Below are 13868 nucleotides of genomic sequence, written 5' to 3'. Positions count from 1 at the left end.
TTTTTATACACATTTACGGAACAACGAACTCAAATGGAGTGCCATAGGAGAAATCATGACACCGCCGCTTTGGCGAGAGATGGAGGATTTTTTTTATGACAGACACCCCAAATTACAATGGCCTAACCAGCGAGGAGGCCAGACTAAGACAGCATCAGTATGGTAAAAATGAACTGATCCCGCAGAAGAAGGAAAGCTTTTTTAAGAAGGTTTTTCACATTATCTGCGAACCCATGTTTCTTTTACTTATCATTGCAGCTGTCATTTATTTTATCCTGGGAGAACCCAGAGATGGTGCCATTATGCTTATTTTTGTTATCGGCATAATCAGCATTGATGTAATTCAGGAATGGAAAACAGATAAAACCTTAAACGCTTTAAAAGACCTTTCTGCACCCACAATTCCGGTAATACGGGATGGAATTGAAAAACTGATTGCCAGCGCGGATCTTGTGCCTGGTGATTTAATGATGATTCACGAAGGTGTGAAGATTCCGGCTGACGGTGAGGTGATTCGCTGTGCCGATTTATGTATTGATGAATCCTCTCTGACCGGCGAGGCTGAAAGGGTCTTTAAGATACCTGTTGGAAATAAATTACCGGAAAAAGACTATTGGCGTAAGGACTACTGCTATGCCGGAACACTGGTTATGCAGGGCACTGGAGCAATTAAAGTGGATAAGATCGGAGCACAGTCCGAATACGGCAAAATCGGCCTGGGAGTTGCCATTACCCCCCAGGAAGATACCCCGCTGCAAAAGCAGACCGGAAAGCTGGTGAAGACCTGTGCCGTGATAGCAGGTGTTCTTTTCCTGATGGTAGGAATCTTTACCTGGTTTAATATCCCTGATCACAGATTCAGTGACCGGCTTATTGAAAGTATCCTTTCCGGAGTGACTCTTGCCATGGCAATGATCCCGGAGGAGTTTCCGGTCATCCTCACCGTCTTTCTTTCTATGGGAGCCTGGAGACTGGCTAAGAAGAATTCACTGGTGCGCAAATTGCCAAGTGTAGAGACACTTGGTGCCGTTTCAGTTCTGTGTGTGGATAAAACCGGAACGATCACCATGAATCAGATGACGGTTCAAAAAGTATGGGCTGGAAACCAACAGGAACAAAAGCTGATAGAAACAATGGGACTTGGCTGTGAGACAGACACCTATGATCCTATGGAAAAAGCCATGCTCACTTACTGTGAAGATCATGGTATATCAAAAGAAAGTCTGTTCCATCATGAATTTGTGACCGAATATGCCTTTACCAATGAACTAAAAATGATGGGGCATGTCTGGCGCCGGAACGGACAGCTGGTTATCGCAGCAAAAGGAAGCCCGGAACGAATCCTGACAATCTGTGAACTCACCCATGAGGAACGAGAGATTGCTGAAAAACAAATTAACGACTTATCCGGTGAAGGATTACGTGTGATTGGAGTTGCAACTGCAAACCCTGTAAATGACCAGGCGATTCCTGCCTCTATTACAGACTGCCGCCTGACATTTCTGGGACTGGTGGGTCTGGCAGACCCTCCCCGGGAAAGTGTGAAAAATGATATAGCCTTATGCAGGGAAGCTGGCATCCGTGTGGTCATGATAACCGGTGACAATGGTATTACTGCTTCCGCAATTGCAAGGAAAATTGGCATTCCCGGCAGCGACCGTATTATTACAGGAGAAATGCTGGAAGCCATGTCAGATCCCCAGCTGCAGGAGGCCGTTAAAAACGTGTCCATCTTCTCCCGGGTTATCCCGGAGCATAAGATGCGGATTGTAAAAGCATTTAAGGAAAATGGAGATATTGTGGCTATGACCGGCGACGGTGTCAATGATGCTCCCGCCCTTAAATATGCCGACATAGGGATTGCTATGGGGAAACGAGGAAGTGAGGTGTCCAGAGAGGCCGCCGACCTTATCTTAATGGATGATAACTTTACCACCATCGTGGAAACCATCAGGGACGGACGCCGCATCTACGATAATATCCGCAAAGCTGTGGGTTATGTGTTTACAATCCACATTCCCATTGCGTTCTCCTCCCTGCTTGGTCCATTCCTTGGCATCGCCCCTGCTTCTCTTTTACTCCTGCCTCTTCATGTGGTGCTTTTGGAAGTTCTGATTGACCCCACCTGTTCCATTGTACTGGAGCGTCAGCCAGCCGAAACCAATATTATGAAACGCAAGCCACGCAACCCAAAAGAAAAGCTGCTGACTGGTAAGCTGCTTTCAAAAAGTATTCTCCAGGGTCTGTTTGTATTTGCAGCTTCCTTTGGAGCATATTACTTCACTGTAAAAAACAGCCCTGCCCATGCACCTGCTGCCCGTTCCATGGGGCTTTCCATAATCATGCTGGCAAATTTATTCCTTGTACAGGTCAACAGCTCAGACTATAACAACATCTTTCGTTCCATCAGACAGCTTCTAAATGATAAGATTATGTGGGCTGTCAACGCAGGTACCGTTATTCTTCTTGCTGTCATCCTCTATTCGCCTCTCGCAGGACTTTTAAAGCTGGCTCCCCTCTCTGCTTTGCAGATGTTTACAGCACTGGGGCTGGCAGCTGCATCGGTTCTGTGGTATGAGCTGGTAAAACTGACCAAGGTTAATGAAAAAGCGGTTAAGACGTAAGAAAGGTCCACCAGTTTATAATCATTAAAATAGCCAAAAAAGAAACAGCCCGGTTCCATTGATTCGGAACCGGGCTGACGATTTAAGAAAGATTAAGCAGCTCTTTCTGTTTTTCCTGATCACCTTCTAAAAGAACTTCAATTGTTTTAAATTTATCTGAATTAGTAACAATCACCGCCGTTGTAGTCGCATAACCGCTTTTACTTATTTCCTCTAAAGAAAATGTCATAATCTGCTGTCCGCATTTTATTGAATCTCCGACTTTTACCTGTTGGCTAAAGCCTTTCCCGTTCATCTCCACTGTGTCCATTCCCACATGTATGATGAGTTCAACACCCTGTGTACTTTTTAAACCAATGGCATGCTTTGTGTCTGCAATTAAAATAACCTCTCCGTCAAATGGGGCGTATACAATACCTTCCTCAGGTATAATACCAACTCCTTTTCCAAGAATGCCTTCCGAAAACACACCGTCATTAATTTCGCTTAAAGTAATTACTTTACCGGTAATGGGCATATAAACGATTTTTCTGCTGTTGAATTTCTGTCCTATTTTTTCAAATAATCCCATCTTATCTCCTTAATTGATTGTATTATTTTTTATAATCCGATTAATGTGTATCATCAGATATAGTATCTCATCCTGTGTTATCTCTGCATGCAGCTGATCGACCACCCTGTCGCTGATTTGTACAGCACAATCGTAGATCTCCGGCTTTTCAGCCTTCAGTGTTTCAAATAAAGCTCCATTATCATCTATGAACTGCTTTTTTTCTATAATTCGCTTCAAAAAATATCTGAAATGCATAACAAACCTGTTATAATTAAACCCTTCCCTGTCTATCTCTGTTTCAAATGTCTGTTCAATCATACCAGTAATCTCATCTATCAGCTGATCAGTTTGGAACTCTCCGTTGGTTTCACCCATGTTTTCTTCTTCTGCATTTACAAAATGCATTGCGATATTGGTTATTTCGCTGTCGGGTAACTTTACGCACAGCTTACTTTCTATCAGCCCAACTGCATCTCTTGCCAGGGAAGTTTCTGCCGGATACAATTGCTCGATATCATAGGAAAAAAGCATTTTCATTTCCTTGTATTTTTCTATACGCTTTAATGCAAAATGAATATGATCCGCAAGTCCCGGCAGAAGATTGGGATTCAAAGTGCAATCCAGTGTCATTTGAGCTTTTTTTACAATGATCGCCGATACCTCAAACACTTCCTCTGGTATTTCCTCCAGCAATTTATAAAAGCTCTGGTCCATTCGATAGAAGGTCATTGAAATGGAGCTTAAATCCCTGATCTCATAAGGCATAGCGGGAAAACCGATTCCTTTGCCAAAAGCAATTAACTCTTTTTTATGATTATCCACACATAATGCAACATTATTGTTAATCTTTTTTATAACCTTCATAATATTTCCTCACTTGAAAGTACGTAAATAAACAAAAAAACTCCCTGAACGCATACCAAATAAAACAGGTAATGCCTCAAAGAGTAACAATCCTTATAATGAATTAAGTATAGTGAAAAAACAGCGTTATGTCAACGTGTAAAATCTAATTAAAATAAAAGTTATTATTTGTGCACTATACACAAGTGGGTTATTAAAAATACTGCACTATTAATATATTTGAGAACCAGAGAAATACGGTCTCAATTCTATAAACAGTGCAGTCGATGATGAAAAAATATTTATTTATTCCTATGTATTACTTTTTTGTAGTAGCTGCAGTTTTTGTAGTGGCTGCGGTTTTTGTAGTAGCTGCAGTTTTTTTAGTTGCTGTCTTTGCTGCTGTATTATTAACCTTTGCTGCTTTTTTCTGTTTTTTTACTGCTTTTGTCTTTTTTACAGCTGCTTTTTTATGTGTTTTAGCCTTGCTGGTCTTCTTTGCAGCTGCTTTTTTATGTTTCTTTACTTTTGCTGCTTTTTTTGTAACGGCTTTCTTATCTGTTTTTACAGCGGCTGCTTTTGCGGAATCAGCTTTTGCTGCCTCTGTTGTTTTTGCTGCTTCTGTTGTCTTGGCTGCCTCTGTTGTCTTTGCTGCCTCTGTTGTCTTGGCTGCTGTGCCTGCCTTGCTTGCCTGTGTTGTGGCTGCTGCTTTAGTCGGATTTACTGCTGTTGTTGCTGCCTGAGCTGGAATGGCTACTGTTCCTGTGATAAGCATAGCAGTGGTTAAAAGAGATGTAATTGATTTCATTGATTTTCTCATAATTGTTACTCCTTTCATTGGGGGGGATTTTTTCTTTTCTGTTTGAAATCATACTACCATTACCTGACGCATTTCAAAGGTGAAACTGTGGCAAAATTGTGGCAGCTCTATGAATTCGAAATAGAAAATGATAAAATATACGAAACAGCCGAAAGGAAGGGTTATAGATAAATGGAAAAGAAACGAATTTACCTTGCAGATGACGAACAGCCCATCAGGGATTTAATACAGCTTTTTCTGGCTGCTGAGGGGTTTGAGGTACAGACATTTCCAGACGGAGACCAATTGTATGCCGCTTTTGATAAAAATCCTTCAGATATGGTAATCTTAGATGTTATGATGCCTGGTACGGACGGACTTGTGCTATGCCGGGAGATCAGGAAAAGAAGTAATGCACTGATTGTAATTGTTTCTGCCAGAGACAGCGAAGCAGACCGAATAGCCGGAATCACTTTAGGGTCCGATGATTACTTAACAAAGCCTTTTTCTCCTATGGAGCTTGTAACCAGAGTAAAAGCATTATTTCGGAGAATGGAGCTGGACTTAGGCAGCTACAAGGGAGAAATCTATCTTTTTGGAAATATAAAGGCTGATGTAAATAAAAGAGAGTTCTCCGTGAATGGAAAGACACTTGATGTTACTCCCACAGAATTTGCCCTTATGGTCTATTTGATGGAAAAAAAGGAACAGGCGGTGTCCAGGGAAGAACTGCTAAAGCATGTCTGGAAATTTGATTTTGAAGCAGATACCAGAGCAACCGATGATGTGATTAAAAGACTGCGAAAAAAACTGGCAGTTGCGGAAGCAGACGTAAAAATACAGTCTGTCTGGGGTTTTGGTTTCCGCCTGGAATTAGGAGATACCCATGAAGAGTATAAAAAATAAAATCCAGAAGCCATTTTTAACCCTTCTCATACTGATTCCCCTGGCCACCCTTATCTTATTTAATCTTTCCTTTCGGATCTACAGCAATGCTACTGCCAAAAATGAATTAAAAACTACAATCCGCGCAGTGGAAAAGGAAATAAAAAGTGAACTGGAAACAGACGGAGGCCAGCCCTCAGAGAAGAAAGCATTGAGTATGGCAAGAAATATCCTCATGGCCCTTAAATCCTCTCATTTTTCACAAGGTATGGATTTCTATCTTCTGGATCGGGATGCAAACCCTGTATTTCCATCACAGATAAAGCTTGCCCCTTCCCAGATTGCATACTTAGATGTGATAAAGGATGAGTATCTTAAGATGAACCAGGGCACCGTTTACACCATTCCTGTAAACGGTAAAAAATATTTCACCATCGCCTATTCCCTGAACAATGACGATTTAAGCAATCTAACCGCCGTATTTGTCCTTCCGGCAGACCGAATGAATAAATATCTGGGAGCAGTCAATCTCATCCTTTTTGCCATCATGCTTCTTGGTATCCTTATCGCTATCTATTTTTCAGAGAAAATCGCAGCACATATTACTGTGCCCATCACCAGGCTTGGTGTTCTTTCCCTGCAGATCGGCCAGGGGGATTTTGATGTAAGCCATTTTAACATTCCCCTGGATACACTAGAGTTTAAGCAGCTTTATGATAACATCAGCATCATGGTGGGAAGGCTTGAGACCTATGATAAAAATCAGAAGACATTTCTGCAAAATGCTTCTCATGAACTTCGAACTCCACTCATGTCCATTCAGGGGTATGCCGAAGGAATTGAAAGCGGCATATTCCCTGATACAAAAGAAGCAGCTCAAATTATCAAACGTGAAAGCATACGCTTAAACGAACTTGTAAGTGAACTGCTCACACTCTCCCGCTACGAAAGCGGAACGTACAAACCACAGTGGGAAGAGGTCAACCTGTGTCATTTATTAAAAGATTATACTCAGCGTCTTATGGGGCTGGCGGCTAAATCAGCGAAACAGTTAGAACTGCTTCTGCCTGAATATGACGTAATGATTCAGACTGACGACGTGATTCTCTCCCAGGCAGTTATTAACATCGTCTCCAACTGCATGCGCTATGCCAGGCAGAAAGTCACCATCTCCCTGGAAAAAAAAGGCGGGATTGTGTCTTTAATTATATCAGATGATGGAGATGGAATTCCCCAAAACGACATTCCCTTTATCTTCGACCGTTTCTATAAAGGGAAAAATGGTAATTTCGGTTTAGGGCTTGCCATCGCAAAATCAGCAGCAGAGCTGCTGAACGGCAGAATTAAAGCGTATAACCAGGACCATGGAGCTGTTTTTGAAATATCCTTTTAAAAAGTCTGGTTTATTTTAAGATCTTGTATTTTTCAATGGGCTCCGGTCCTCTGACTACAGTACGGAGGACTTTCAGCCCTCCTTCTTCATCGGCTGCAATCCTCCAGTCAACCATTAATATCTTACCATCTATTATCTCAATCCCTGATATTCCTCTTGTGCGGGTACAGCAGCCAGTGTTAAAATAGGGAAGGTCATTTGCTTTTGGGAATTTCGGTCTGTGGGTATGACCGCAAATCAGCATAACCTTTTTTTTCTTAATCCATTCATCATAGATCCGTTCTATCTTATGCCTTTTGAATAAATTACGGGCAGGGCTTGTGGGATTGTCAAAACCCACCAGATGGAGATATCTCCAAAAATAGCGCAGAAGCAGCATGGACACAACCCATAGCTGATCGTTCATAACATCTCCCTGATGTCCATGAAGTACAAAGATCTTCTGCCCGTTTTCTTTATATTGTAAGACCAAAGCCTCTTTTGGTTTGATTCCCTTAAATAAATCTACCGTCTTTTGATTGTAATAATCATAAAATTCATAATAATTGGATTTTACAAAATGTTTGGACTTAAGATAAATATTATGATTCCCATATAACAGAATGAACCGTCCGGAATCATAAAACTTCTTCATTACAGTGAACACATCCGTATGGGCCAGTCGAATGACACTGAAATTTTTATATTCCCATAATTCATCACCGTCGCCCACTTCTACATAAACATAGTTTTCTTTGTAATAATAATTAAGAGCATGTAAAAAAATGTTCTGGTTCCGGATAAATTCATCTGAAACACTGTCATCACCACGGTGACTGTCACTAAAAAATATAAATTTAGAATTTTTATCAAAGGTTATGGTTTCAGCATGTTTAAATGCTTTTGTCAGTCTCTTATTTGCTTTCATATTAACTCCATTTTGACTTTTCTATTAGTATAAAACTTATTTAAGCTTTTATACTGTTGAAAGCCGGGAAAAGAAATGCCGTTTCTTATAAATCAAGGTTTCCTGCATATTCCGAATTCTATTGCTTTCTTTGGACAGCCATCCACGCATTCCAGGCAGTTAATACATTCTTTACTATCTACATTTCCTGATTTAACCATCTCCGCTATATTCAGCCCCATTGGACAGATTTTGCTGCATTTACCACAGGAGACGCAGTTATTGGGTTTCGCTTTCAACCGGAATCTTGGTATATGAAGAGCGTCTGCAATTGTTTCGCCAATTACCATAAACGGAGCCATCCAGCAAAGGCTGTGGCACATTCCACGTTTGCCAGTCATTAAAGTGAACAAATATATAATGGACATTACAATTCCATAAATGATAAGGTATTGTGCATTAATGTCTATAAAATAAAGGAAATCTGCTTTTAGGGGACGATTATGTATCCATAGAAAAACGATGAATGAAAACCACACCAGCCAGATCATATACTTGGTTACATTCTTCCACCTGCTGTTCCAGTGACGGCTGTTCGCACCGGAAATATAATCCTGAACAGCTCCTCCGGGGCAAAGCCAGCCGCAGAAAAGCCGGCTTCCAATGACCGAAAATATCAGGAGCAAACCAAAGATCATCGCACTTCCATTCAAAACACCTTGTGTGGCAGATAAAACAATTACAAAAGGGGATAAAAGAAAAAAAGTCATTGGAAACATTAAAGCAGAAAAAACCAATATACCTTTACGAACTTGTTGTCTCATTATAGTAAACTCCTTTTTTAATTATCGGCCTGCTATTGATATGATGGCAGTTACCGGATCTGTTTATGTATTTTAATGATATAACATTATGATATATTAGTCAATATAAGATTTTTCTGATTGATTTAATTTTTAGATTGATATATACTGTCAGTACATAAATCTCGTAAGCGTTCACGTAAGCCAACGCACTGTCTGACCTGCATGGTTGGAGGGTGTGTTTTTTGCGTTCTCCTTCAGGCAGGAATATTAATAAAAAGGAGATATAAGCTATGAGAAAAGAATTGGATTTGGATTTGGAGACTGATACATTGGAAAGATATGAGACTTACATCGAAGACCTGTATAGTGTAACAGCTTCTCTGCAAAAAAAAGAATTTGTAAGCAAAACCGGTTGGAAAGATTTTGTGCCGGTTGTGGATGACAGCACGGCCCGCTTTCTGCAATTAATATTACAGATGAAAAAGCCAAAGACTATCCTTGAAATTGGTACCAGCATCGGATTTTCGGCAACTTCCATGGCACTGACTGCCAGAGAGTATGGAGGAACCATCACTACAATTGAGTTTGATCCTGCTGCTGCCGCACAGGCGAAAAATAATTTTATTCGCTCAGGCGTTGACAGTACCATACAAATTCTGGAGGGTGATGCATGCCAGATTGTCCCTGGCTTTTCAGATGCCTCTTTTGATTTTATTTTTCAGGATGTGGATAAACAGCTTTACCCCTGTCTGCTTAAGGATTGTATCCGGATTCTAAAACCCGGCGGTGTTTTCATTGCCGATGATGCCTTATTTCCTGTGATGGACTTAGATTCAAAGTGGGGCGATCAGGTGAAACCTATAGGTGAGTTCAACCACATTGTGGTAAATTCTACAGAACTGAGCAGCACGCTGCTGCCAATTGGAGACGGAATGATTGTTGCAGTAAAAAAATAATATATTACTTTTCGTAACTATCAATCAACAATAAAACAGACTGACTTCATTTTTTGGAGTCAGCCTGTTTTGCTAGTTTTCAATAATATCTAATATTTCTTTCATGGATGTCTGAAATTCGGTATCCGAGGAATTTTTAAAGATTAACAGATCATCGTTACAGTCTGGATCGTCTAATTCTTCTGGTATGTCAAAATTAACACCTGCTATATATTCCTCCCAATGGTCCAGCTTCCACTGGTCCCGGTCACTGTTTCGTTCAATCATTCTCTGCCTGCATACTTCCACATCCGTCTGTACCCATATTACGGTAAGCTTTGCATCTTTTTCTGCCAGTCTTTCCCGCAGGGCATTCATATACCCGGTATCTCGTATTTCTCTTGTAAATGGAGCATTAATCAGAACAATATCATCATAGTCCAAAGCTTCCATGGCAAGATCAACGATTGCCATATACTCATAATCCCGGATATTAGCCTCAAAAAAATCAGAGCTTCTGTTGTATTCCTGACCGGCTACCACAAATATCTGCTTGGATAAAACAATCAGAGTATCTTTATCAAGATAAACCACGTGCTGTAAATTCCTGGCAAGCTGTTTGGATATATATGTTTTTCCGCTTGCCGGAGGGGATGTTACTAAAATCAGTCGTTTCATATTTACCACACTCCTGTCCTGTTTTAATTTACTTCCTCTGCCATTCGGTATCCTACTCCCATTTCCGTTAAAATATATTTAGGAAATCCCGGATTTGATTCAATTTTTCTCCGGATATTCGCCATATTAACACGCAGAGTATGGCTGTCATCGGCATAAGCTCCCCATATCTCCTTAATAATATAATCATGGGTAAGCACTTTTCCTGGGTTTTTTGACAGCAAAGCAAGGATTTTATACTCTACCGGCGTCAGATGAACCATATTTCCGTCAAGAAGAACCAGCCGTTTTCCGAAATCAATTTCAAGATCACCAATGGTTATCTTTTCTGTTCCATTTGATTCCCCGCCCATGCTTTGTGGGCTGTGCCGAAGCGCTGTCCGTATGCGTGCAAGCAGTTCCGATGTTCCAAATGGTTTTACGATATAATCGTCTGCACCTAAATCAAGTACTTCTACTTTCTCTCTTTCATGACCCCGGGCAGAAACTACGACCACGGGTATTCTGCCCCATTCCCTGATGCCCTTTAACACTTCCACACCGTCCATATCCGGAAGCCCTAAATCAAGCAGAATCACATCAGGATTATAAGAAACTGCCATAGAAAGCCCTGTCTTACCGGTGTTTGATTTTGCGACCCGATACCCGTTGGAATTTAAGATTGCTGTGATAAAGTTGCAGATGGCATTTTCATCCTCTATAACCAGAACCATTGGTTTAATATCCATTCTATTCACTTCCTTCCAGCGGCAAAGAGAATTGGAAGACTGCGCCTCCCTCTAACCGGTTATTCGCTTCCATCGTACCGTTATGTGCCTTAATAATCGTCATGCAGATAGAAAGACCGATTCCCATACCCCTGGAGGAATCAGAGCTTTTGTTTCCGTTTGGTACATAACTTGTAAAAAGATAAGGATAATCCTCATCTGCGATTCCTTTCCCATGGTCAAGCACCTGAAACAGGGCATACTCTCCTGTCTTTTTTAAAATGACTTCTACAAAAGAGTCATCCGTGGAATGTTTAATGGCATTTTCCAGTAAATTAATGAGTACCTGTGCAATCAGGGTACCATCCATAGGAACTTCCAGCAAATCATCCGGCACGCTGACAATTATTTTACGCTGGGGGAATCTCTTTTTAATCCGTCCAACTGCTTCAGCGATCACTTCTTCAGCGGCTTCGGGACTTTTTGTTACTTTGGAGGCACTCTCATTAATACGGGTTACAGACAGAAGATTTTCCACCATACGCAGGAGCCACTGTGCCTCCTCCTGAATATCTCCATTCAGCTTCTCACAGGTTTTCTCATCAAGAGTATTCTTATTTTCACGAATGGCAGAGCTGGCACCAAGAATCCCGGCAAGCGGTGTACGAAGATCATGTGCGATTGCCCGCAGAAGATTGCTCCGCATTTTTTCTTTTTCTGCCTCGACTATGATACTCCTCTGTTCATCTGACAGGTGCTGGCGTTCCAGGGACATGGCAACCTGAGAGGCTATCATGCGCAGAAACAGCCGGGTATTGTGATCCAATGTGCCTTTTAAACAGGAAATACCTAAAACGGCAAGCACCTTTCCCTGAGAAATAACCGGCATATAAAATGCAGAGGCTCCCATAAGTGTATCCGTTCCAGCTCCGGCCCGTTTCTGATTAAGAAAAACCCAGTGAGCCACAGCCTTTTCATCTGCTGAGTTAAGTACAGAGCCATCTACATCATCCGGTCCCTGCATCATACTTCCATCGTCTCCCTGTTCCGGGTCAGCAGCAAAAAATACAACGGAACGACCAAACAAATTAACAATGTATTCATTTGTCAGGGCAACGATATGTTCAAGTCCTCTTGTTATAAGAAGCTTTTTGTTGATTTCATAAAGAACCTCCGTACGGCGTTCCCTTTGTACTGCCAGACTTGCCTGTGTCTTAATCCTCACCGTCAGAGTAGTTGTAATCAGGGCAGCCAGCAGCATGATGAGAAATGTAACGGAATATCCAGCCTGTATGGTGTTAAAAGTGAAGTAGGGTTCTGTGAAAAAGAAATTAAACGCCAATACGCTTATTACCGACCCAATCACTCCGTACACATGCCCTGTGGTAACCCTTGAAATGATCAGAACTGAGAGAATATAAGCCATTATAATATTCTGATCACCAATATCCAGCCTTCGAAGCCCCAGACCCAGAACAGTGGCAGCCGTTAAAAGGCCCATAGTCTTAGTAAAATCCAGCCAGGTAAAGTTGAATTTTTTAATGGGGATTGTTTTGCGGGGCTTTTTATAATTCCGGCGGATTGTGCTGCCAGGTATAATGTATATCTCAATATTGGGCAGAAGTGAAATCAGCTTATCTTCAAAGTCCAATTCAAATAGATTCCTGATGGATTTTTTATTCCGGCTTTTTCCTACGACTATGTTGGTGATTCCCGACAGCTTTGCGTACTCGGAGACCGATTCCGCAATATCATGACCAGAAAGAGTAACAATTTCCGCGCCCAGTTTTTCAGCCAGATCCAGGTTTGTACGGATTGTCTTTTGCTGCTCTTTCGTCAGATCATTGTTGTCTATACGCTCAACATAGAGAGCCACCCAATGTGCATGAAACGCATCTGCCGCCCGCGCCGTCCACCTGATACATCTTGCTGAGGAGGGAGACGGCCGATGCAGACCAGCATCTTGGTATTGGCCAGTTTTTGAGATAACCGCCGTTCATTCTGATTTTCATTGCTGATTCTGTCAGCTGCTTTTCGCATTGCAATTTCACGCAGCAGTTTTAAGTTGGCAAGGGAGAAGAAATTGAGCATGGCAGTCTGTGCCTGATCAGGTCTGTAGATCTTACCTTCCTCAAAGCGCCGGAGCAGCTCCTGTGGTTCGATATCAACAAGCTTTATCATTTCGGCACGCTCAAAGATATAGTCAGGGACCGTTTCTTTTACCCTTACCTTTGTTATATCCTCAATCACATCATTCAGACTTTCCATGTGCTGAACATTGACCGTGGTATAAACGTCAATTCCTGCATTCAAAAGCTCCTCTATATCCTGAAATCGTTTCCTGTTTCTGACACCTTCCGCATTTGTATGGGCAAGTTCATCTACCAGAATCAGCTCCGGTCTGCGTCTTAACGCTTCGTCCAGATCAAATTCCTGAAGCTCTATATTGCGGTATAATATCTTTCTGGGAGGCATTGCAGGCAGCCCCTGCAAAAACTGCATGGTATCCGGGCGTGTATGTGGTTCAATATAGCCAACCAGTACGTTCTTACCACACCGATACTGTTCCTGTGCATCGTCAAGCATGGCATAGGTTTTGCCTACTCCTGCCGCATAGCCGAAAAAAATTTTCAGCTTCCCACAATCCTTTTCCTGATGTGCCCTGATTTCATCTAAAATGGCATCGGGATCCGGACGCGCTTCCTCTATTTCCATTATTTCTCACCTCCCTCCTATTATAACACCATTGTTCTCTATAA

At 41.7% G+C, this 13868-nt stretch carries 13 protein-coding genes; 4 read left to right on the top strand and 9 right to left on the bottom strand.

Annotated features, from left to right (window positions below; genetic code table 11):
• The first annotated feature begins 95 nt into the window (after window positions 1-95).
• The gene (locus ACOAOT_RS06130; protein ID WP_420216185.1) at window positions 96-2624 is read left to right on the top strand and encodes a cation-translocating P-type ATPase; all 2529 of its coding nucleotides are present in this window, start codon (window positions 96-98) and stop codon (window positions 2622-2624) included.
• Between the two features lie 82 nt (window positions 2625-2706).
• On the opposite strand, the gene ACOAOT_RS06125 is transcribed toward ACOAOT_RS06130, so the two are convergent.
• The 3 genes from ACOAOT_RS06125 to ACOAOT_RS06115 all read right to left on the bottom strand — a co-directional run bounded on the left by ACOAOT_RS06125 (window position 2707) and on the right by ACOAOT_RS06115 (window position 4840).
• Window positions 2707-3195, bottom strand: a complete 489-nt coding sequence (locus tag ACOAOT_RS06125; protein ID WP_420216184.1) for a PTS sugar transporter subunit IIA — start codon at window positions 3193-3195, stop codon at window positions 2707-2709.
• 9 nt (window positions 3196-3204) lie between these two features.
• A complete protein-coding gene (locus ACOAOT_RS06120; RefSeq protein ID WP_420216183.1) occupies window positions 3205-4041 on the bottom strand; it encodes a PRD domain-containing protein in 837 nt (278 codons plus the stop codon).
• Window positions 4042-4339: 298 nt separating this feature from the next.
• On the bottom strand, window positions 4340-4840 hold the full coding sequence (locus ACOAOT_RS06115; RefSeq protein ID WP_420216182.1) for a hypothetical protein: 501 nt from the start codon (window positions 4838-4840) through the stop codon (window positions 4340-4342).
• 171 nt (window positions 4841-5011) lie between these two features.
• Here ACOAOT_RS06115 and ACOAOT_RS06110 point away from each other — a divergent pair, with 171 nt between their 5' ends.
• Complete coding sequence (locus tag ACOAOT_RS06110) at window positions 5012-5725, top strand: response regulator transcription factor (protein ID WP_420216181.1); 714 nt, start codon at window positions 5012-5014, stop codon at window positions 5723-5725.
• Entirely contained in the window at window positions 5706-7097 is a 1392-nt protein-coding gene (locus ACOAOT_RS06105; protein ID WP_420216180.1) for a sensor histidine kinase, read from the top strand. The genes ACOAOT_RS06110 and ACOAOT_RS06105 overlap by 20 nt, the downstream gene beginning before the upstream one ends.
• Before the next feature lie 10 nt (window positions 7098-7107).
• Here the strand turns inward: ACOAOT_RS06105 and ACOAOT_RS06100 are convergent, their stop codons facing one another.
• The gene (locus ACOAOT_RS06100; protein ID WP_420216179.1) at window positions 7108-8004 is read right to left on the bottom strand and encodes a metallophosphoesterase; all 897 of its coding nucleotides are present in this window, start codon (window positions 8002-8004) and stop codon (window positions 7108-7110) included.
• Window positions 8005-8096: 92 nt separating this feature from the next.
• On the bottom strand, window positions 8097-8807 hold the full coding sequence (locus ACOAOT_RS06095) for a 4Fe-4S binding protein (protein ID WP_420216178.1): 711 nt from the start codon (window positions 8805-8807) through the stop codon (window positions 8097-8099).
• Between the two features lie 272 nt (window positions 8808-9079).
• Here ACOAOT_RS06095 and ACOAOT_RS06090 point away from each other — a divergent pair, with 272 nt between their 5' ends.
• Window positions 9080-9745 (top strand): O-methyltransferase, encoded by a 666-nt coding sequence (locus tag ACOAOT_RS06090; RefSeq protein ID WP_420216177.1) that lies wholly within the window; start codon window positions 9080-9082, stop codon window positions 9743-9745.
• Between the two features lie 72 nt (window positions 9746-9817).
• On the opposite strand, the gene ACOAOT_RS06085 is transcribed toward ACOAOT_RS06090, so the two are convergent.
• The 4 genes from ACOAOT_RS06085 to ACOAOT_RS06070 are packed head-to-tail and all read right to left on the bottom strand — an operon-like array spanning window position 9818 to window position 13824.
• Entirely contained in the window at window positions 9818-10402 is a 585-nt protein-coding gene (locus ACOAOT_RS06085; protein WP_420216176.1) for a P-loop nucleotide/nucleoside kinase family protein, read from the bottom strand.
• A gap of 23 nt (window positions 10403-10425) precedes the next feature.
• Complete coding sequence (locus ACOAOT_RS06080) at window positions 10426-11130, bottom strand: response regulator (protein ID WP_420216175.1); 705 nt, start codon at window positions 11128-11130, stop codon at window positions 10426-10428.
• Window position 11131: 1 nt separating this feature from the next.
• The gene (locus ACOAOT_RS06075) at window positions 11132-12985 is read right to left on the bottom strand and encodes a DUF4118 domain-containing protein (RefSeq protein WP_420216174.1); all 1854 of its coding nucleotides are present in this window, start codon (window positions 12983-12985) and stop codon (window positions 11132-11134) included.
• The gene (locus ACOAOT_RS06070; RefSeq protein ID WP_420216173.1) at window positions 12961-13824 is read right to left on the bottom strand and encodes a histidine kinase; all 864 of its coding nucleotides are present in this window, start codon (window positions 13822-13824) and stop codon (window positions 12961-12963) included. The genes ACOAOT_RS06075 and ACOAOT_RS06070 overlap by 25 nt, the downstream gene beginning before the upstream one ends.
• Between the last annotated feature and the right edge of the window lie 44 nt (window positions 13825-13868).

The sequence above is a fragment of the Lacrimispora struthionigena genome, assembly GCF_048627165.1.
GTDB lineage: Bacteria > Bacillota > Clostridia > Lachnospirales > Lachnospiraceae > Lacrimispora.
The sequence above is the reverse complement of the archived record's forward strand: the minus strand, read 5'-3'. Positions and strand labels throughout refer to the sequence as shown.

Bases quoted from the DNA above. Each gene is read 5' to 3' on its own strand.
- ACOAOT_RS06130 (WP_420216185.1), top strand. From the start codon at position 96: ATGACAGACACCCCAAATTACAATGGCCTAACCAGCGAGGAGGCCAGA.
- ACOAOT_RS06125 (WP_420216184.1), bottom strand. From the start codon at position 3,195: ATGGGATTATTTGAAAAAATAGGACAGAAATTCAACAGCAGAAAAATC.
- ACOAOT_RS06120 (WP_420216183.1), bottom strand. From the start codon at position 4,041: ATGAAGGTTATAAAAAAGATTAACAATAATGTTGCATTATGTGTGGAT.
- ACOAOT_RS06115 (WP_420216182.1), bottom strand. From the start codon at position 4,840: ATGAGAAAATCAATGAAATCAATTACATCTCTTTTAACCACTGCTATG.
- ACOAOT_RS06110 (WP_420216181.1), top strand. From the start codon at position 5,012: ATGGAAAAGAAACGAATTTACCTTGCAGATGACGAACAGCCCATCAGG.
- ACOAOT_RS06105 (WP_420216180.1), top strand. From the start codon at position 5,706: ATGAAGAGTATAAAAAATAAAATCCAGAAGCCATTTTTAACCCTTCTC.
- ACOAOT_RS06100 (WP_420216179.1), bottom strand. From the start codon at position 8,004: ATGAAAGCAAATAAGAGACTGACAAAAGCATTTAAACATGCTGAAACC.
- ACOAOT_RS06095 (WP_420216178.1), bottom strand. From the start codon at position 8,807: ATGAGACAACAAGTTCGTAAAGGTATATTGGTTTTTTCTGCTTTAATG.
- ACOAOT_RS06090 (WP_420216177.1), top strand. From the start codon at position 9,080: ATGAGAAAAGAATTGGATTTGGATTTGGAGACTGATACATTGGAAAGA.
- ACOAOT_RS06085 (WP_420216176.1), bottom strand. From the start codon at position 10,402: ATGAAACGACTGATTTTAGTAACATCCCCTCCGGCAAGCGGAAAAACA.
- ACOAOT_RS06080 (WP_420216175.1), bottom strand. From the start codon at position 11,130: ATGGATATTAAACCAATGGTTCTGGTTATAGAGGATGAAAATGCCATC.
- ACOAOT_RS06070 (WP_420216173.1), bottom strand. From the start codon at position 13,824: ATGGAAATAGAGGAAGCGCGTCCGGATCCCGATGCCATTTTAGATGAA.